Annotated in this window: 17 protein-coding genes; 10 read left to right on the forward strand and 7 right to left on the reverse strand. The window is 34.5% G+C overall.

Annotation, left to right across the window (positions count from 1 at the left end; translation table 11 throughout):
- The first annotated feature begins 126 nt into the window (after positions 1–126).
- The 7 genes from BUE10_RS13595 to BUE10_RS13625 all read left to right on the forward strand — a co-directional run bounded on the left by BUE10_RS13595 (position 127) and on the right by BUE10_RS13625 (position 7774).
- Positions 127–960 (forward strand): NAD-dependent epimerase/dehydratase family protein, encoded by an 834-nt coding sequence (locus BUE10_RS13595; protein WP_073486140.1) that lies wholly within the window; start codon positions 127–129, stop codon positions 958–960.
- A gap of 197 nt (positions 961–1157) precedes the next feature.
- Positions 1158–1634, forward strand: coding sequence for a methylated-DNA--[protein]-cysteine S-methyltransferase (locus tag BUE10_RS13600; protein ID WP_073485901.1), 477 nt, complete (start codon positions 1158–1160; stop codon positions 1632–1634).
- 188 nt (positions 1635–1822) lie between these two features.
- Positions 1823–2536, forward strand: a complete 714-nt coding sequence (locus tag BUE10_RS13605; RefSeq protein ID WP_073485903.1) for a 3'-5' exonuclease — start codon at positions 1823–1825, stop codon at positions 2534–2536.
- Between the two features lie 135 nt (positions 2537–2671).
- Positions 2672–3745 (forward strand): winged helix DNA-binding domain-containing protein, encoded by a 1074-nt coding sequence (locus tag BUE10_RS13610; protein ID WP_073485904.1) that lies wholly within the window; start codon positions 2672–2674, stop codon positions 3743–3745.
- A 110-nt stretch (positions 3746–3855) separates the two neighbouring features.
- Entirely contained in the window at positions 3856–5295 is a 1440-nt protein-coding gene (locus BUE10_RS13615; protein ID WP_073485906.1) for a nucleoside recognition domain-containing protein, read from the forward strand.
- Positions 5296–5587: 292 nt separating this feature from the next.
- Entirely contained in the window at positions 5588–6049 is a 462-nt protein-coding gene (gene tnpA, locus BUE10_RS13620) for an IS200/IS605 family transposase (RefSeq protein ID WP_073485908.1), read from the forward strand.
- A gap of 120 nt (positions 6050–6169) precedes the next feature.
- Positions 6170–7774: a fumarate hydratase gene (locus BUE10_RS13625; RefSeq protein ID WP_073485910.1), complete on the forward strand. Its 1605-nt coding sequence runs from the start codon at positions 6170–6172 to the stop codon at positions 7772–7774.
- Positions 7775–7900: 126 nt separating this feature from the next.
- Here the strand turns inward: BUE10_RS13625 and BUE10_RS13630 are convergent, their stop codons facing one another.
- Positions 7901–8401 carry a PAS domain-containing protein gene (locus tag BUE10_RS13630; protein ID WP_073485912.1) on the reverse strand — a complete coding sequence of 167 codons (501 nt, stop codon included), beginning with the start codon at positions 8399–8401 and terminating at the stop codon, positions 7901–7903.
- Positions 8402–8508: 107 nt separating this feature from the next.
- Entirely contained in the window at positions 8509–9591 is a 1083-nt protein-coding gene (gene dinB / locus BUE10_RS13635; protein ID WP_073485914.1) for a DNA polymerase IV, read from the reverse strand.
- Between the two features lie 139 nt (positions 9592–9730).
- Between dinB and BUE10_RS13640 the strand changes: the two genes are divergently transcribed.
- A complete protein-coding gene (locus BUE10_RS13640; RefSeq protein WP_073485916.1) occupies positions 9731–10465 on the forward strand; it encodes a metallophosphoesterase family protein in 735 nt (244 codons plus the stop codon).
- A 47-nt stretch (positions 10466–10512) separates the two neighbouring features.
- Entirely contained in the window at positions 10513–11043 is a 531-nt protein-coding gene (locus BUE10_RS13645; protein WP_073485918.1) for a DUF6646 family protein, read from the forward strand.
- Between the two features lie 127 nt (positions 11044–11170).
- Here BUE10_RS13645 and BUE10_RS13650 read toward each other — a convergent pair whose 3' ends face one another.
- On the reverse strand, positions 11171–12058 hold the full coding sequence (locus BUE10_RS13650; protein ID WP_083598095.1) for an SAM hydrolase/SAM-dependent halogenase family protein: 888 nt from the start codon (positions 12056–12058) through the stop codon (positions 11171–11173).
- Between the two features lie 188 nt (positions 12059–12246).
- Between BUE10_RS13650 and BUE10_RS13655 the strand changes: the two genes are divergently transcribed.
- The gene (locus BUE10_RS13655) at positions 12247–14901 is read left to right on the forward strand and encodes a TonB-dependent receptor (protein ID WP_073485922.1); all 2655 of its coding nucleotides are present in this window, start codon (positions 12247–12249) and stop codon (positions 14899–14901) included.
- Positions 14902–15257: 356 nt separating this feature from the next.
- Here the strand turns inward: BUE10_RS13655 and BUE10_RS13660 are convergent, their stop codons facing one another.
- From BUE10_RS13660 to BUE10_RS13675, 4 genes are all read right to left on the reverse strand, one after another.
- Positions 15258–18029: a M4 family metallopeptidase gene (locus tag BUE10_RS13660; protein ID WP_073485924.1), complete on the reverse strand. Its 2772-nt coding sequence runs from the start codon at positions 18027–18029 to the stop codon at positions 15258–15260.
- A 327-nt stretch (positions 18030–18356) separates the two neighbouring features.
- A complete protein-coding gene (locus BUE10_RS13665) occupies positions 18357–18797 on the reverse strand; it encodes a hypothetical protein (protein ID WP_073485926.1) in 441 nt (146 codons plus the stop codon).
- Between the two features lie 126 nt (positions 18798–18923).
- Entirely contained in the window at positions 18924–19580 is a 657-nt protein-coding gene (locus tag BUE10_RS13670; RefSeq protein WP_073485927.1) for a CoA transferase subunit B, read from the reverse strand.
- A gap of 81 nt (positions 19581–19661) precedes the next feature.
- The gene (locus tag BUE10_RS13675) at positions 19662–20363 is read right to left on the reverse strand and encodes a CoA transferase subunit A (RefSeq protein WP_056199682.1); all 702 of its coding nucleotides are present in this window, start codon (positions 20361–20363) and stop codon (positions 19662–19664) included.
- Between the last annotated feature and the right edge of the window lie 196 nt (positions 20364–20559).

Here is a 20559-nt window from a genome sequence, read left to right on the forward strand (position 1 = left end):
CCACAGATTAAAAGGATTAAAATGATTTTAAAATCTGCTCAAATCTGCAGAATCTGCAGAATCTGCGTGAAACAAAAAACCTTTGAACCTTTGTATCTTTGCCCCTTTGAACCTCCAAAAAAAGAAATGAAACAAATAAGTATATTAGGCTGCGGCTGGTTAGGACTGCCTTTAGCAAAAAGGCTAATCGAAAAAGGAAATTCGGTAAAAGGATCTACAACTTCTGAAAATAAACTTTCTATTTTAGAAAATGCTGGAATAAATCCGTTTCTTGTCATCCTGAGCGAAGTCGAAGGAATACTTGAAAGCGAAAATGTATCTAAAAACATTACTGATTTTTTAGCCGAGAGCGAAATCCTGATTATTGACATTCCGCCAAAATTGCGAGCTGTTTCATCAGAATCTAAAAAGGTTTTTGTTCAGAAAATCGAAAACCTAATTCCGTTTATTGAGAAATCAAGTATTTCAAAAGTCCTTTTTGTGAGTTCAACTTCTGTTTATGGAGATGAAAACGAATTTATTACTGAAGAAACAACACCAAATCCGGAAACTGAAAGTGGAAAACAATTGGTTTTAGCAGAAGCAATTCTTCAAAAAAATCAAAACTTCGAAACCACAATCCTGCGTTTCGGCGGATTAATTGGAGAAGACCGTCATCCGGTTAAGTTTTTAGCTGGAAAAGAAAACCTTGAAAATCCAGATGCTCCAATAAATTTAATTCACCAAAAAGACTGCATCGCAATCATTGAAGAAATCATAAGCCAATCAAAATGGAATGAAGTTTTCAACGCCGCTGCGCCTTTTCATCCATCAAGAGAAGATTATTATACTCAAAAAGCAAAAGAACAAAACTTAGTTTTACCAAAATTCAGTTCTGAAAAGTCAAACATCAAAAAGATTATTTCAAGCGAGAAAATCGAAACCATTTTAAATTATCGATTTAAGCTGGAGAATTATTAAACACTCCGAATGTCAGGCTGAGCGAAGTCGAAGCCTTTTTGTTTCCATAAGCCTTCGACTTCGCTCAGGGTGACAATAATGTAAACTTTATGACTTTTGCAAAACAACAAAAACTTAAATTACTTACATAACTTATATGGTTTAAAAAAACTTTGCGAACTTTGCGATAAACCTTTGCGCCTTTGCGGTAAAAAAATATGGAAACAGTATATGTTAATTCGCCTTTAGGAATCACCAAGATAGTTGGAGATGAAGATGGTATTGCAATAATCTCCGTTTCTGATGTTGGCACAAACGAAGTTTCAAAGAAAATACCAAAAGTTTTAAAAGATGCCGTTTCGCAGCTTGAAGAATATTTCGAAGGAAAAAGAAAAGATTTTGATTTAAAACTAAATCCAAAGGGCACCGAATTCCAACAAAAAGTCTGGAAAGCATTACTGGAAATTCCGTACGGAAAAACGGTGAGTTATATGGATCAAACTAAAAAGCTGGGCGATATAAAAGCAATTCGTGCTGTCGCATCTGCAAATGGTAAAAACCCGCTTTGGATTGTTGTTCCCTGCCACAGAGTTATCGGTACAAATGGTTCTTTAACCGGTTACGCCGGCGGATTGTCCCGCAAAAAATGGCTTCTCGAACACGAAAGCCCTTCTGCACAACAGAGTTTATTCTAAAAAGTGTTAGCCACGAATTTCACTAATTTTCACGAATTTTTTTCTTTCATAATTATGACTCAAAAAATCTCTTTATTTAAAGAAAATTCATTCAATTAATAAATCCGTGCCCGAAAAAAATTCAAATTATTGTACATTTATCTCCACAAAGAATTAGTGAAAATTAGTGAAATTCGTGGCAAAAAAATATGATTGAAAAAATAAACCTTAATAACATTCTCTTTCTTGATATAGAAACCGTTCCGGAGGAAGAAAACTTCAATTCTCTTGACGAAGAAATGAAGTCTCTTTGGGATTTAAAAACGCAATATCAGCGAAAAGACGATTTTACTCCAGAAGAATTTTACGAACGCGCCGGAATTTGGGCAGAATTCGGAAAAATTATTTGTATTTCGGTTGGGTATTTTACGATCAAAGGAGATGTTCGCAATTTTAGGGTAACTTCCTTTTTTGGAGAAGAAAAAAAGATCCTGAAAGACTTTAATAATCTGCTGAACAATCATTTCAATCAGCCGCAGCATCTTTTATGCGGACATAATGCAAAAGAATTTGATATTCCGTTTATCGCACGTCGTATGATTATCAACCAAATCGCAATTCCGGACAAGCTGAATTTATTCGGCAAAAAACCTTGGGAAATTGCACATCTTGATACTTTAGAATTATGGAAGTTTGGCGATTATAAGCATTTTACTTCTTTAAAGCTTTTGACCAAGATTCTCGGAGTCCCATCGCCAAAAGGCGATATTGATGGAAGTCAGGTCGCACACGTTTATTATGTCGAAAAAGACATAGACCGAATTATAACGTATTGTGAAAAAGATACAATCGCCGTAGCGCAAATTTTCCTTCGTTTGCGCCGTGAAGATTTATTGATTGATGATGAAATTATTCATGTATGATTTTTGAAAGACAAAGGTGCAAAGGTTCAGAGGGACAAAGTTTTATTTAAATAAACTTATATTCCTAAGGTTTAAAGGCACAGAGCAAAATTAAATAAACTTATATAACTTATATGGTTTAATAAAATATTAAAGATGACACATTCGGAAATTTCACATCATCGTCTTGTTTCGCAGAAGCTGTATAAAACAGACAAATGTTCTCCTCAGGAAATTGTGCACCATTTTGGCGCTATGCAGGCTCAGGATTATGCAATGGCAAAATGGGCGATTGGTTCCCGTTGTGATGCATCTGAAAAAGAAATTGAAGAAGCTGTAAACTCGGCCCAAATAATAAGAACTCATATTTTACGCCCAACCTGGCACTTTGTTGCAGCCGAAGATATTTACTGGATGTTAGATCTTGCCGGACCACAAATAAAAAGAATGACTATATCCGGAGCTAAAAAATTTGATTTTGATGAAAAGAAACTGGATCAGGCTAATAATGCTATCGAAAAGCTATTATCTGGAAACAATCATTTGACCCGGGATGAAATTATGCAGGAACTCGGTATTAAAAAAACTTCAAAAGAAGATTTTCTAAGTGCTGCCATTATGATGCATGCTGAACAAGATGGTTTGGTTTGTAACGGCAGAATGAAGGGTAAAAAAATCACATATGCATTACTTGAAGAACGAGTTAAAAAACCTAAAACGCAATTAACAAAAGAAGAAGGTTTGGCAAAACTAGCCAAACGTTATTTTGAAAGTCACGGTCCGGCAACTTTGCTTGATTTTTCGTGGTGGTCAGGTTTTCCGCCTACTATATGTCAAAAAACTATTGATGCAATTAAGTTGCAATTAGAATTTGTTGAAATTGAAAATCAAAATTATTACTTTGTAAATCAAAATATTAAAAAGGTTAACTTCAAGGAAAACATTCACTTTCTTCCCGCTTTTGATGAAATTTTGATTTCTTATAAAACCAGAGAAGCTTCTTTTTTATCAGAACATCAAAATAGAGTTTTTACCAATAATGGCATCTTTAAACCGATAATTCTTGAAAATGGAAAGGTTATCGGAATATGGAAACGGACCTTCAAAAAAGATCACGCCAAAATCGAAACGGAGTTTTTTAATGAACCCGAAGATTCTAAAAAAGAAATTCTGTTTGAAGGAATTAAAGCTTTTGAAAACTACTTAGAAACTAAAATTTTTATCGAATAATTTAAAATTTCACTAAAAGTCTGCACTTTCTTAGAAATACTTCTCCTTTGTGGAATAAAATCTTTGTGCATATTCTGCCTAAATAATTACATTTACAAAAAAATAGCATTATGGTATTAAGTAGATTTTGGTTAGTTATTTTTATTTCTTCGATTGTTTTTATTGTAGTCAGTTTATTTACTGCCAATACTTATACGATTGATTCTGTTTTAAATGGAAAGAAAGATGATCCTGTTTTAGTTTCTGAAAAATATATTCATGAACTTCCGGCTTTCATTAAAGACAGTATAAAAAAAGCGCCGGATCAAACCATGATTATCAATCGTGATACGCTTAATGCCGACACGACTTATGTTTACAAAAGCAAAACTGTAAAAATTTACAGCGGTCTTCAAAAATCTGATGGTTTACTGCCAACTTGTAAAAGCACTTTAGTTGATTTAATTCTGCCGCTTATTGCTTATTTGGCTTTCTTTTGCGGATTAATGGAACTTTTAATCGTTTCCGGAGCTTCTGGAAATCTGGCTAAACTATTGAGTCCGGTTTTTGTAAAAGTGTTTCCAAGTATTCCTAAAAATCACCCTTCAATATCCTACATGACTTTGAATTTTGCTGCCAATTTCTTGGGATTAGATTCGGCAGCAACACCATTTGGATTGAAAGCCATGGAAAGTTTACAGGAAATAAATCCCGATAAAGACAAAGCGAGCGATGCGCAAATCATGTTTATGTGTCTTCATGCTTCGGGCTTAACTTTAATCGCAACTTCAATTATTGGATATCGCGCTGCTGCAAATGCAAGCAATCCTGCCGATGTTATGCTGCCTTGTATTATTACTTCTTTCATCGGAACTATTGCTGCATTTTTAATTGTGGGAATTAAACAAAAAATCAATTTCAAAAGCGCTTCTCTTCTTATCGTCTTAATGGGATTAATTGCCGCCATTGTTGGTTTGCTGATGTATGTTAATCATTTGGACTTAATTGGAAAAAACTATTTTACTTCTAACCTTTCGGGATTAATTTTAATTGCCATTATTGCTTTTACTTTGATATTCTCTTTCAAAAACGAAAAGAAATTCAGCGAGGCTAATACAACTGTTTTTGACACTTTTGTTGTTGGTGCAAATAATGGTGTTAAAACCGGAGTAACGATTTTCCCTTATGTTTTGGGCATGCTGGTAGCTATTTCTTTATTCAGAAACAGCGGTTTATTTGAAATTATCAGTGACGGAATTGCTTTTGTCTTTTCAAATATGGGAGTAAGTAAAGAAATCACGAATGCGTTGCCTGTTGCTATGCTTCGTCCTTTTAGTTCTGCTGGTTCCCGTGGATTCTTAATCGATTCGATGAATACTTTTGGTGCCGATTCTTTAACGGCGAGACTGAGCAGTATTTTTCAATGCAGTGCCGAAAGTACTTTTTATGTAATCGCAGTTTATTTTGGTTCAGTTAATATCAAAAATACCCGTTATGCTTTAGGTACTATGCTTTTAGTGGATCTTATTTGTGTGATTACGGCAATTTTTGTGGCGACCTGGTTTTTTTAAAAACGTATTAAATACGATTCTTCTTTATACATAAACTGGACTAAAGTCCAGCCCTACAATATGGTTTGAGCCGTTGGCTCTTTTTTCCAGTTTTGGAAAAAACTATTTGTAGAGCTGGACTTCATTCATTTCTATAGCATTAACCAAGATATAGATGTAAAGTTCCAAAGGAACGATTCATTTTGTAGGGCTGGACTTCAGTCCAATTTAAATATAACATGATGAAAGAATTTATTTATTTGTAAGAAAATTTATATATTTATAGCGAATTTTTAATCGTTAATAATATAAAATGTCAAACACTTTTCATCAAATTTATATACAAGCCGTTTTTGCAGTTAAATATAGAGAAGCACTTATTACAAACGAATGTAAATCTAAAATATTAAGCGTAATAGGAAATTTAATAAATGAAACTGGCTGCAAAACCATAATAGTAAACGGAACCGAAGATCATGTTCATTGTCTTCTAGCTCTTAAACCAACCGTTTCCGTTTCAGATTTGATGAAAGTTGTAAAAGGGAAATCTTCAAAATACATCAATGATCATCAATTGACAAAATACAAATTTGAATGGCAGGAAGGTTATGGCGTTTTTTCATATAGTAAATCCCACATTGATGCTGTCTATAAATATATTGAAAATCAAGAAGAGCATCATAAAAAACAAACTTTCAAAGATGAATATTCTTCTTTTTTAAATAAACACGATGCTAAATTTGATGAGAGATGCCTTTTTGAAAATTTAATATAATTACATCATATCAATCTAAACTGGACTGAAGTCCAGTTTAAATATAATAAGCACATACAAGCCCCTTATTCAAATTCTTTCTTAGGTAAATAATTTCTAACTTTGTAAAAAAACAAAGAAATGATTGATTTTATATACCAAGATCCTTACCCAATTTTAAAGGATGATACGCAGTACCGCAAAATTACTTCTGATTTTGTAAAAGTGGAACAATTTGGAGAACGCGAAGTTTTAACCGTTGATCCAAAAGGTTTAGAATTACTGGCTGAAGAAGCCTTAACCGATGTTTCGTTCATGCTTAGAACGACACATTTGCAAAAACTAAGAAACATTCTTGACGATCCTGAGGCGACAGACAATGATCGTTTTGTGGCATACAATTTACTTCAAAATGCTTCTGTTGCGGCCGAAGGTCAGTTACCAAGCTGTCAGGATACCGGAACTGCGATCGTAATGGCTAAAAAAGGCGAAAGCATCTTTACAGGTGTTGATGATGCTGAATGGTTAAGCCGTGGTATTTTCAATACGTACCAAAAACGTAATTTACGTTATTCTCAAATCGTTCCAATTTCGATGTTTGAAGAGAAAAACTCAGGTTCAAATCTTCCTGCACAAATTGATATTTATGCTAAAAAAGGAACTTCATACGAATTTCTATTTATGGCAAAAGGCGGTGGTTCTGCAAATAAAACTTACTTATATCAACAGACCAAATCGCTATTAAACGATAAATCAATGGATGCTTTTGTAAGAGCAAAAATCAAAGATTTAGGAACTTCGGCTTGCCCTCCTTACCACTTGGCTTTGGTTATTGGCGGAACTTCTGCTGAAGCAAACTTAAGTGCCGTTAAAAAAGCATCTGCAGGATATTATGATCACTTACCAACTTCTGGAAATATGGCGGGTCAGGCATTTCGTGATTTAGAATGGGAAGCACGAGTTCAAAAAATCTGTCAGGAAAGTGAAATTGGAGCTCAATTTGGAGGAAAATATTTCACGCATGACGTTCGCGTAATTCGTTTACCCCGTCACGCTGCTTCTTGTCCGGTTGGATTAGGGGTTTCTTGTTCTGCCGATAGAAATATCAAAGGAAAAATTACAAAAGACGGAATCTTCGTTGAGCAGTTAGAAGTAAATCCAAAACAGTTTTTACCAGAAACAGCTCCGCATTTAGAAGCTCCGGTTGAAGTTGATTTAGATCAGCCAATGGCAGACATTTTGGCTAAATTATCTCAATATCCTATCAAAACCCGTTTAAAACTAAACGGAACTGTAATTGTTGCCCGTGATATTGCACACGCAAAAATTAAAGAATTACTGGATGCCGGAAAACCAATGCCGGAATATTTTAAAAACCATCCGGTATATTATGCAGGACCGGCAAAAACTCCGGAAGGAATGGCTTCGGGAAGTTTTGGACCAACAACTGCCGGACGTATGGACGTTTATGTGGATGAATTCCAAAAACATGGTGGAAGCATGATTATGCTTGCCAAAGGAAACCGTACTAAACAAGTTACAGATGCCTGCAATAAATACGGCGGATTCTATTTAGGTTCTATTGGAGGTCCGGCTGCTATTTTGGCACAAGACAATATCCTAAAAGTTGAAGTTGTTGATTTTGAAGAATTAGGGATGGAAGCCGTTCGTAAAATCACCGTAAAAGATTTTCCTGCTTTTATTATCACCGATGATAAAGGAAATGATTTCTTTGAAAATTTATAAGTTTTTGCCACAAAGGCACTAAGACACAAAGATTTTTTAAAATAAAAACCGCCTCATTGGGCGGTTTTTATTTTATGTTTTGCTTAAAATTTCTTCACGTCTTAGTGTCTTTGTGGCATTTAAAAACTAAGCGCTTTTATCTTCTTTTTCAAAAGCTATAAAATGCGAGAGCTCTCCTTTCAAATTATAAATTGGAGCTGCATCCATGCTGCATTTATAACTTCTGCCGTCTTTTTTATAGTTTTGGATGGTTTTCTTAAACGGTTCTTGCAGTTTTATTGCTTCCTGAATTTCTTTTAAAACAGTTTTACAAGTCTCAGGGCCTTGAAACATTTTAGGCGTTTTACCTAAAATTTCTTCTTCATAATATCCCGTCATTCTTTTGATTCTGTTGGAGGCAAAGACGATTTTTAAATCTAAATCAGTAATAAGCACTACTTCATCTTTGATTCTTTCTTCGATTTTAAGGTTTTTATCGTTCCAGGTAAATTGATTTGAGATTTTATTTAGCTTTTTCATGTCGGCAAAAACCGCCTTCAATTCATTTAAATACTCATAATGAAGATCTAAGGCCAAAATAGGCAACCAACTCCGGTTTGCTGTTTCTTCAGAGTTATTCTTTTTCATATTAAATGAATTTTTTGAAATCTTTTCTCTCAAAGTTACAATTAAAGTTACAAAATGAATTACGGGAAAACCTCATTTAGTAAAATTTTACTAAAACTTTTCTAAATTTAAAATGCAAACTTTAGTTGTACTACAACAGCCTTTTTTTCTTCGTTATTCAAATTGTTGAGCGAAATTCCGAGCAAACGAACAGAATCTTTCATTTTTTCCTGATAAAGCAGTTCTTCCACAATCTCCATAATCAAACTTTTATCTGAAATAAAATAAGGCAGCGTTTTACTTCTTGTCTGCTGGGTAAAGTCGCTGTATTTGATTTTAAGCGTAACTGTTTTACCGGAAATGTTGTGTTTTTTTAATCTTTTTTCTAATGAAACCGCAATTCTATCAAGCTGTTCGAGCATAAATATTTCCGAAGATAAATTGACATCAAAAGTATGTTCTGCAGCTACAGATTTTGTAACTCGATATGGTTTTACTTCACTATTGTGAATTCCCCGAACTACTTTATAATAAAAAGTACCTGATTTTCCGAAATGTTTCTCCAGAAATTCCAGCGATCTCCCCTTGAGGTCCAGTCCGGTAAAAATTCCAAGCTGGTACATTTTTTCAGTTGTAACTTTTCCAACTCCATAGAATTTTCGAATGGGTAATTCTTCCAAAAAAGGTATAATTTCATCTGGATTTACCGTTTTTTGTCCGTTTGGTTTATTGACATCGCTGGCAATTTTGGCTACAAACTTATTTACAGAAATTCCTGCTGAGGCTGTAAGCCCAACTTCATTTAAAATTCGAAGCCTTATTTCCTTTGCTAATAAACTGGCGCTTGGATTTCCTTTTTTATTTTGGGTTACATCAAGATAAGCTTCATCCAGCGAAAGCGGCTCTACTAAATCTGTGTATTCGTGAAAGATTTTATGGATTTTAGAAGAAATCTCTTTGTAGCGGTCAAATCTCGGTCGGACAAAAATAATTTCGGGACAATATTTTTTTGCCAAAACTCCGCTTATAGCACTGCGAACGCCAAATTTCCTGGCTTCGTAACTTGCGGCCGAAACTACTCCTCTATTTTCTGAGCCGCCAACAGCAACAGGTTTTCCGCGCAAAGCAGGATTATCCATCTGCTCTACCGAAGCATAAAAAGCATCCATATCAATATGGATAATTTTTCGATATGTTGGCATCTCTGACATTATGCAAATTTAAACAGTAAAGCAATAAAAAGAACGCTGCCAATAGTTATAAATAGTATCAATTTTTAAAGATTAACAACTAAATGAGTTCAAACAAATCATTTTAATTATTTTTGTAGTTTACTCGAAATATTAAACAATGCGAACATTTGTTATAGGCGACATACACGGAGGATTACTCGCACTTGAGCAAGTGTTGAAAAGAGCCGAAGTTACTACACAAGATACTCTTATATTTTTAGGCGATTATGTTGACGGCTGGAGCCAGTCGGCAGAAGTTATTGATTTTTTAATCGACCTTAAAACCAAACAAAACTGTATTTGCATTAGAGGAAATCATGATCAGCTGGCATTGGACTGGCTGGAGAACAGACATGAAGATCTGGATGAAGAAATGTGGTATAAACATGGCGGAAAAGCTACTGTTGAAGGATATTCTAAAATTTCACCGGAACGAAAAAAAGAACATATCGCTTTTTTTGAATCGCTGAAAGATTATTATCTGGATGATGAAAACCGCCTTTTTGTTCATGCTGGATTTACGAATTTAAATGGCGTTGTCTGGGAATACTTTCCAAAATTATTTTATTGGGACAGAACACTTTGGGAATCTGCATTGGCTTTAGACCCGAATTTAAAACCTGATGATTTATATTATCCGAAGCGATTTACAGTTTATAAAGAAATTTATATTGGTCACACTCCGGTTACCAGAATTGGAGAAACGGTGCCCATAAACAAAGCCTGCGTTTGGAATGTAGATACTGGCGCTGCTTTTAAAGGTCCGTTAACGATTATGAATGTGAATACCAAGGAATTCTGGCAAAGCGAACCGTTAAATGAATTGTATTCTAACGAAAAAGGTAGGAATTAATATGTAAAAAACTAAATTTGCACAGCAAAATAATTAATATTTAAATTATGAAAAAAGTTATTACATTATTGTTTTTAGTATCATTCGGATTTATTCATGCGCAGAAAGCTTTTACAGGTAAAGGCGATATGAGAGTAAACGTAGGTGCTAATTTACAAGATGGAGGTTCAGGAATTCAGGGGTCTATTGATTTTGGTTTAGGAGAAAATTTCTCTTTCGGATTTGTTTCTAGTTATTTACTTGGAGTAGATAATTTTAATGGTTTCTACCACGGAGGCCCAACTTACTACACTGATCACAAACCAGAATTTCAAGATCGTTTTGATGCAAAAGCTAGAATTAATGCTAATTTAAGCAGCGTTATTGGTGTTGAACAATTAGATGTTTACCCGGGTTTAAGTTTAGGTTTACGTAACTTTGGAGGACACATTGGCGGACGTTACTTTTTTACTGACGGATTTGGTGTGTTTACAGAACTTGGTTTTCCAATTGCAAAATATAGTAATGAGAAAGATATGTTCGATCATTTAAACAATCAAGTTACTTTTAGTTTAGGAGCTTCTTTCAATTTGAACTAGGTTTTAAACGCAAAGATTTACGCTAAGTTTGCCGTTTTAATCTCGCAAAGACGCGGAGTCGCAAAGTTTTATAAAAAAACCGCTCGATTGAGCGGTTTTTCTTTTTTTATATAAAAATAACTTGAGCTTATTTGCTTAACAAAATACTCCAGTCTGCTCCGCTGTAAATTTTATGTTTTGCTGAGAAACTGCCTTGATTTACGGCCAATGAAAAGTTCAAAAGACTATTGAAATATGTAACATCAGTTCCTACCGGAACTTCTCCAAAAGTATTTACCAGTTTTAGCTTTCCTTCGTAAGCTCTTTTAGTTCCGTTAAAAATCTGGATTTTAACAAAATCCCCTGCTTTTAAATCAAGATTAGCAAAAGTCTTTTTATCAATATTTGTCCAAACGTTTCCGTATTGAATATCCAGAATTGGAATTCCGCCTTTTATAACGCCGTTTTCAAATACTGGTTTTTGGTAATCAATTTTAACTACTTCACTTGGTAATTTTGGTCCAACTTCTTCAAAAGTAATTGTTTTTGATGCTAAACGTGCTCCGGTAAAAGCATATACATCACGTCCGTGAAACGTATACGATTCATTTGAATTTTGACGACGGTTTTTTACCTCATCGATTTCACGAACTTCCTGAATTCCTAATTGTTCTGCAATTAAAGTCAAAGTTCCGTTATCCGGAGTTACAAAATAATGCCCTGATTTTGTCAATAAAACTACTGAATGTCTTGCAGTACCAACTCCCGGATCACAAACCGAAACAAAAACAGTTCCCGTTGGGTAATATTGAGCAGTCTGAGACAAACGATATGCTGCTTCCCAAATATTAAAAGCCGGAATTTCGTGTGTTAAGTCAAATATTTTCAAATCGGTTGAAACACCCATTGCAACACCTTTCATGGCAGAAACTGCTCCATCTTTCAAACCAAAATCTGATTGAAAAACCAATACATTATTTTGCGAAAAACCATTAAATGTAATAGCAAGCAAAAAAAGTAATACTCTTAATTTCATTTTTTCTCTTTTTAAATTTACGCAAAGATATTTCATTAAAACCAAAAATTGATATGCATATCTTAGAAAAAACAAGATTATATAAATTGATTTTAGTTTTTTACAATTACATTTGCATTTTATTCTTTATCCTATATAAATAGTAGGTAATTTATTTTTGCCTTTCTTTTATTTCAAACCATTTTATTATGAGAAACCAACTAAAATTTATTATAACTCTCGTTCTCACTTTGTCGAGCAGTTTGTTTTTTGCCCAAAATCATGAAATCAACGGAACCATTACAACCGAAACAGGAATTCCGTTAGAATTTGCGACAATTCTTGTAAAAGGTTCTCAAATAAGTACTGCAAGCGATGCGTTAGGGAGATTTAAAATTCAATCTCCTGTAAATAATCCAACACTTATTGTATCGCTATTTGGCTATCAAACCAGAGAAATTGTGACAAAAGATCATTTTGTAGATATTCAGCTGGTTTTAGAAAATAATAGTTTAGATGAAATTGTGGTTGTTGGAAGCAGAAACCCAAAGAAAAGCAAATTAGAAACAGCAGTTCCTGTTGATGTTGTAAATCTGGCAAAAATCAGAAATACAACACCTCAGACTACAACAAATGATATTTTAACTTATTTGATTCCGTCTTTTAATTCAAACAGACAATCTTCTGCAGATGGTACAGAACATATCGATCCGGCCTCTTTAAGAGGTTTAGGACCAGATCAGGTTTTGGTTTTAATTAATGGAAAAAGAAGACATACAACTTCTTTGGTAAATTATCAAAATACGGTTGGAAACGGTTCTGTTGGTACAGATTTGAGTGCGATTCCAGCTTCGGCAATTAAACGAATTGAAGTTTTGCGTGATGGAGCTGCGGCACAATATGGATCTGATGCTATTGCGGGAGTTATAAATTTGATTTTGAAAGATAATGCCGGTTTAGAAGCAAATGCTACTTATGGTTCGACATCGAGAGATGATGGACAAACGACCAATTTAAACCTGAATTATGGAACAAAAATTGGAAACAAAGGCGGTTTTATCAATTTTACTGGTGAATTTAATGATCGCCAAAAAACGAATCGTTCTCAAAATCATAATCTTATTATTTTTGATCAATCGGCACAAGGAAATTTCTTTGCTTATGAATATGCAGATGATCCGGCTCAGTCACGTCAAATTGATGATAATTTGTTAGCTCAAAATGGTTTAAAGCGTGATGATTTCAATTTCCAGATTGGTGATGCTAAAATCCAGAATTTACAAGGTTTTTTTAATGCTTCAATTCCGTTAAACGATCAAATCGAATTTTATGCTTCGGGAGGTGTGAGCCACAGAAAAGGAACGGGGTACGGTTTTAGACGTTTACCAAGTGAAACTGAAAGTGTTGTGGCTTCTATTTTTCCATTTGGATTTCAGCCTGAATTGAACTCTGTTGTAACAGATCTTTCGTCATCTTTTGGTTTCAAATTTAAATTTGGCGAATGGAAACTGGATTTGAGCAATACTATTGGTGAAAACAAATTTGTTTATGATGTTTCAAACACAAACAACTTTTCTTTAGGAGATGCAAGCCCAACAGAATTTAGAGCGGGAAATCATTCTTTTCTTCAAAATACTGTAAATGCAGATATTTCGAGATTGTATAAAGATATTTTCAGCGGATTGAATGTTGCTTTTGGTGCTGAATACAGATATGAAAAATACAAAATTGTTCCCGGTGAAGAAGCTTCTTATATCAACGGCGGCGCACAATCTTTTCCTGGGTTTTCTCCTTTGAATGAAGTGAACGAAGACAGAAACAGCGTGGGCGTTTATGCTGATGTTGAAGCTGATATTACGGATAAATTCTTGGTTGGAATTGCCGGACGTTATGAAGATTATACTGATTTTGGAAATACTATTAATGGAAAATTATCTCTGAGATATAAAATTCTGGACAATCTTTTTGTTCGTGGAGCGATCAGTTCCGGCTTTAGAGCGCCTTCTCTGCATCAGCAATATTTCAATAATATCGCAACAGATGTTGTTGACGGGGAACTTTTGAATTCGGGTATTTTTAGAAATGATAGTGATGTGGCGAAACAACTTGGAATTCCGAAATTGAAAGAAGAAACTTCGAGAAATTATAGTGCTGGTGTTGTTTTTTCTCCAACTAAACAATTGCATATTACGGCTGATTATTACCATATCAGAATTGATAACAGAATTATCTTAACTGGAAATTTAGGAAATGATGCATATGGAGAACCTGTTCCTGAACTTCGTAATTTGTTTGCTCAATATGGCGCGCAAACAGGTCGTTTCTTTACAAATGCAATTAATACTACTACAAATGGTCTTGACGTTGTTATCGATTATGATTTAAATGCCGGACGTGGTAAACTGAATCTTTCGTTATTGTATAATTACAACAACAACCAGGTTGATAATCAATTGAACAATATTCCGTCGATATTTATTGGTCAGGAAGATGTGTATTACGGTCCGCAGGAAAGAAGTTTGATCGAATCGAATACGCCTAAACATAAAGGAACATTTGCTGTAAACTACAATATCGACAAATGGAACTTTTTATTGAGAAATACTTATTTTGGTGAGGTTGTTCGTGATGGTTTCCCTTTTGGAGGAATCCAAAGACACAACGGAAAAGTGGTTACTGATTTGACAATTGCTTATAAAATAACGCCAAAACTTCAGTTTGCTTTGGGCGCAAATAACTTATTTGATGTTTTCCCGGATAAACAAATTTATGAGAATAGTTATTTCGGAGTGTTTAAATATGCACCAGTTCAAATGGGAACTACTGGAGCTTACTATTTCGGAAGAATGAGTTTTAGTTTGTAGAATTTTAACGCAGAGAGCGCTAAGGTTTTTCGCAAAGTTCGTAGGGATTTTTATTTCTGAATGAAAGAATCTCGCAAAGTCGCAAAGTTTTTATTAATTGCCTCCTGCTTTAGCTGGAGGAAGGATAAGAGATTACACAAAAGGGCTTTAGCCAAACAAATTACTGTTTGGCTAAAGCCTTTTTACTTTGCGACTTTGCGACTTTGCGAGATTCTTTCATAAAGCTTAAAAAAAACCTCTGCAAACTTTGCGAAAAACCTTAGCGCTCTCTGCGTTAAAAATCTCTGCGCCATTTGCGGTAAAAAAAGAAAAAAGCCCCGCAAATTGCGAGGCCTCTTATCTACTAATTCGGGTTTTTATTTTTTAGCAAATTTTTTCACGATTTTCTTATCGCCGTTATTTAATTCGATAAGATAAATTCCTGTACTTAATTTACTTACATCAATTGCACCTGCAACTTGTCCTGAACCAAGCTGCTGTCCTAATGAATTTAAGATTTTATATGAATACCCATTTTCTTCTGAAATTGAAACGTTTAATTCGCTTTCAACCGGATTTGGATACACTGCAAAACCAGCCGGTGCAGTAGTTTCAACTAATCCTGCTGTGATTTCTTCTGCTGCAACTGTTCCAGAAGCTGTAATGTTTATAGAGTAATCTTCAACTTGTCCGTAAGAGAAACTTTCACAAGCAGTTGGAACTCCATTATATTTCAAAGAAACTCTTAATTTAGTTGTTCCTAAAGCTGCTGTAGCCGGAATTGTAATTGTCCCTGTTACCGGAGTTGTTTTTGATGCTGTTTTTGTCCACACCGTTTCTCCAGAATCTGAAAAATCTCCATCTTGGTTATAATCGATGAATACTCCGTATCCTTCATTATAAACAGTTGATGTCCAAGTTGGTGTAATTGTAATAGTATAGGCAGTTCCTCTTGCTGCATTTGTAGAAATAGCACTATAGTTTTCGTAACCTGTTGTTGCTGTAGAAGTATTATTGATTGTTCCGAAAACAACTTTACCAATTCTTTCATCAGTTGCGTCGTTTCCTTGAGATGAACAATATGTTACAGAAGTTGTTGTTGTGGTTACGTTTACTGTATTACTTGCTGCAGAAATATTTCCGGCAGCATCTTTAGCTTTTACGCTGAAAGTATAAGCTGTTGAAGGTGTTAATCCAGTTACTGTGTATGAAGTTGTAGTTGAAGAACCTTTTAGCGTTGTTCCTTGGTAAATATCATATCCGGTAACGGCTACATTATCTGTAGAAGCTGTCCAAGTTAAGTTTGTAGTAGTTCCAGTTGTTCCAGAAGCTGCTAAACTAGTTGGTGCAGATGGTGCAATTGTATCAGAACCTCCTCCAGAATATGCAGCTCCAACTCCTACTGCGTAAAATGCATTTGTTGTTGCAATAACTTCTGCAGAACCAGCTCCGTATAAATCTATAGCCGATTGTATTCCGTAAGTTCTTGCATTAGCATAAGTTGAGTTTGCTCCTAAATAGAAATCTTCTAAACGGAAAGCAATTTTTTCTGCTTTATCAATAGTGATTCCAGTTACATTGTAAGCGTTTCCAATATCATTCGTTCCTGATTTACCTACTGATAAGATATAAAACCAATGGTTTAAAACTCCAGAATTCGTATGAACTCCACATTGGTCGTTATTGTTTGTTGGTGTACAGTTTACATTAACCCAATTCGTTCCTCCGTAAGTATCCGGCTGCCCTTCTGCATTTGGATCGCTCATAGAACGCAATGCTACATGCCCGCTTCTTCTTTCAATATCTTCACCAACCAGCCAGATTGATTTTGTTGGCGCTGAATGATATTCAATACAAGCTGCCCAAATATCAGAGAAAGCTTCGTTCATAGCTCCAGACTCTTTTTGGTACGCTAAGTTTGCTGTATAAGTACATACGGCATGACCTATTTCGTGACCTGCAACGTCAAGTGAAGTTAAAATATCGAATCCTCCGGTACCGCTTCCATCTCCGTAAGTCATAACACTTCCGTTCCAGAAAGCATTATTATTGCTTGAATATCCAGCAGCAATTAAATTATAATGCACGTAGCTTTTAATTTTTGCACCAGCATTGTCAAAACTGTTTCTTCCATGAACAGCTGACCAATAATCATATGTCATTTCAGCTCCCCAATGTGCATCAAGTGCTCCATTGTCTTTGTTGGTGTTGTTATATTCTATCCAGTTATTATCTACATCAGAAAAATTTGTTGTTGGATAAGTCGCCGTTCTCGCAGAATTATAGGTTTGGATTCCTAAACCACGAGTACCATCCAGTAAAATATAAGATGAACCGTTTAACGTAGTTTGAATGGTCTGCGTTCCGCTGTAACGTGTTGCTGCATTCGCTGCAACGAATGCCATTTTTGAAGCGGCTTCATTTTTAGCAGAATTTGAAACCTTACTTCCGTGAACATTGTCGTTCAAGTGTTTTATAGTGGCATTATAAAACAATGCTTTTCCAGTTTCAGCATCAATGTAAAGATCTCCGCGGCTTAATGGTTTTGTCGCATAAATGTCAAATTTATAAGCTAAACGAACTTTATCGCTTCCTCTTTTTTGACCTTGCTGTTCCATATCCGGAAGCAGAACCAGTTCTCCTTTTGGTTTTTCATAACCCAGTTCGCGTGCGTCTTGCGGTTTGTCCCAAAGGTATTCGGTTGCGCGGGTATAACCCAATGCTTTATTAAAAGCATCTTGCGCAGAAAGTGACGGAGCAAGTTTCACATTTTCAATGTTATAGAATTCACCGTTCATCGAAACTAATTTTCCATCTTTTGAATGCAAAGTATAATTAGCAAATTCTACTTTAATTCCTTGTTCATACAATTGAAATTTTTCATGCGTGTAACCTTGTTTATCCGATTCTGTTTTAATTTTTGTGAAGGATTGAGAATCTTTTAAACCTAATTGTTCTTTAAAAACCTTTTGTGATTCTGAACTTTTATAACTTGAAAGTTCATTAAACTTAATTAAGTTCGGCTGTCCGTTTTCTGAAACGCTTTTCTCCTCTACACGTTTGTCATCTTTTTGGACTTGTGCAAAGGCAGAAAAAGAAAAACTAAGAACAATTGCGGTCACAATAATCTTTGGTAATTTTTTTTTCATAATAAGTGGGGGTTTTAGTTTGGTTAAAAATAATTTTTGAAATCAATTAAAGTAAGTAAATACTTAAATTTGAGATAAAAGTATTTTAATTTTGTTAGATAATCGATGAAATTTGCCGTTAATCGATAAAATGCAACATTTTTTACATAAATTTAACTTTTATATAACAAAGTATAAGAATTCAGCAGCTAAATTGTCCGAAAATTAACATATCAATTATTTTTAATGTACTGAAATACAGACAAAAGGCTTTAAATAGGTCAAAATAGAAATAAAAAAACCGCCTTTTTGGGCGGTTTTTTTTATTTCTTATATATGAACAAATGGTTATACTCTGGAAAATTTTCTTTTTAATCTAACAATAAACTCTTTCAAGGTAATATCATCATCTTGATCTGAATAATCTTCGACTAATTCTGAAATATCCTTTTTTCTATAAGGAAGAAATAAGAAGAAAATCGAACTATCCGAATTATTTGTTGTTGCATTTGGAAACATAACCAATAAGTAATAGAAAACCAAAAGTCTAACAAACACAAAAATCTTTCGAAAACCTTTATTTAAATCATATTTATTATTTTCCCTTACAGCTTTAATAGTAAAATAAATCAGTTGAACGATAAAAAGTGGTATAAGAAAGTCTGATAGATGATATACTAAACTGTAGCTATTAATTAAAAACATTAACAACACTATTATAATCGAAATGGTCATATTTGCTATAAAAAAATAGCTTCCCCATTTAATATCTATTTCAAACTTTTCCAAATGTGTTTTTTTTAATTCACAGCAAAACTAAATAAAGATTACTTGTTATTTAGTCTCAAAGGATAAAAAAAGAGAATCTTCAATAATGAAGATTCTCTTTTATATAAATTAATTGGAAGATTAAAATCAGATCTCCATTTCGGGAATTTCACCTTCAATTATCAAATCTGCTTCGGTTGAAGCGATAATATGCTCCACAGAAATACCTGGCGCTCGTTCTAAGAGCTTAAAACCCTTTTCTGTTACTTCTAGAACTGCAAGTTCTGTTACAATCTTTTTAACGCATCCTACGCCTGTTAGTGGCAAAGTACATTTTTTTAAGATTTTAGATTCTCCTGCTTTGTTCACGTGCATCATCGCAACGATTATATTTTCGGCGGAAGCCACTAAATCCATTGCACCTCCCATTCCTTTTACCATTTTTCCCGGAATCTTCCAGTTTGCGATATCTCCGTTTTCAGAAACTTCCATTGCGCCTAAAATCGTTAAATCTACTTTTTGGCTTCGGATCATTCCGAAACTAAAAGCGGAATCAAAGAAACTTGCTCCCGGCAATGTTGTAATGGTTTGTTTTCCTGCATTGATAATATCAGCGTCTTCTTCTCCGGCAAAAGGAAAAGGTCCCATTCCTAAAACTCCGTTTTCACTTTGAAATTCAACGGCAATATCTTCCCGAACATAATTCGCAACCAAAGTTGGAATTCCAATTCCAAGGTTTACAAAATATCGATCTTTAACTTCTTTTGCAATTCTCTTCGCTATATCTTCTTTACTAAGTGCCATATTTTTTTATGTGTCAATTAGAAATTTGATAATTAGATAATGGTTATAATTATCTAATTAACAAATTATCTCATTATCTAATTACGCTCTCTGTCTTACAGTTCGCTGTTCAATTCTCTTTTCAAATTTTTCTCCCTGAAAGATACGCTGTACCATAATTCCCGGAATATGAATTTGATTTGGATCTAAAGTTCCAACGGGAACCAGTTCTTCAACTTCGGCAATGGTAATTTTTCCGGCACCAGCCATACAAGCATTAAAGTTTCTGGCTGTTCCTTTAAAAATAAGGTTTCCGGCTTCATCACCTTTCCATGCTTTTACAATGGCGAAGTCAGCTTTGAAAGCTTCTTCCATAATGTGCATTTTACCGTTGAATTCACGAACTTCTTTTCCTTCTGCAACTTCAGTTCCGTAACCGGCTGGAGTAAAAAAGGCAGGAATTCCGGCTTGAGCGGCGCGGCATCTTTCTGCCAAAGTTCCTTGCGGCGTTAATTCAACTTCCAATTCTCCCGAAAGCATCTGGCGTTCAAACTCGGCATTTTCACCCACATAAGAGGAGATCATTTTTTTAATCTGTTTCTTTTGCAAAAGCAATCCTAAACCAAAATCATCTACACCTGCATTATTTGAAATACAAGTTAAATCTGAAATTTGAGTGTTTACCAATGCTGCAATTGTATTTTCCGGAATTCCGCATAAACCAAATCCGCCAAACATAACTGTCATTCCGGTTTCAATTCCTGCAATAGCATCCTGAACATTATTAACTTTTTTTGTTATCATAACAAATGGTCTTTATTACTGTAATATTTTTGATAAAAATAAGATTTTTAGATTGAATTATATCGATTTCGTAAAAAATAAATTTAAAATTAGTTGTTAGTTACGATTAATTATAAACACATAAAAATATATCTCGTAGAGATTAAATATGGGTAGAATATTTATTAGTAGTAATATTTTTTTTGTCCCGTAGGGA

Origin of the sequence: Flavobacterium sp. CF108 (assembly GCF_900129795.1) — a bacterium.
Taxonomy (GTDB): Bacteria; Bacteroidota; Bacteroidia; order Flavobacteriales; family Flavobacteriaceae; genus Flavobacterium.